Here is a 470-nt window from a genome sequence, read left to right as displayed (position 1 = left end):
TAATCACCTTAGTTGGCAATAACCCAATTAATCATGAAGTGAATACAATTTACACTGACCCTGGTGCCACAGCCACAGATAATACTGACGGCGATATTTCTGCAAACATCGGTGTCAGCGGTACAGTCAATGCAACCGTAATCGGCAGTTATGTACTGAGCTACAACGTGAACGATTCCTCAGGCAACTCTGCTACTACCGTTACCCGAACAATTAACGTTCAAGATACTGGCGCACCTAGCATCACTCTCCTAGGTAGCAGCCCACTTAACCATGAACTAAATACCCCCTATACCGATGCTGGCGCGACTGCAAGCGATGCGCTGGATGGTGATATCTCAACTAACATCATCGTCGGTGGTGCTACCGTAGATTCCAGTGTTACTGGTACCTACGTGATCACCTACGATGTCAGTGACTCCAACGGCAACCCTGCCGTACAGCAAACACGTACAGTAAATGTGAACGAC

Annotated in this window: 1 protein-coding gene; it reads left to right on the top strand. The window is 47.7% G+C overall.

Annotated features, from left to right (window positions below; translation table 11 throughout):
* Positions 1-470 (top strand): immunoglobulin-like domain-containing protein (locus tag A3766_RS08495; RefSeq protein WP_156508791.1); only part of this gene is annotated, 470 nt, incomplete at both ends.

The sequence above is a fragment of the Oleiphilus sp. HI0132 genome (assembly GCF_001635845.1).
The sequence above is the reverse complement of the archived record's forward strand: the minus strand, read 5'-3'. Positions and strand labels throughout refer to the sequence as shown.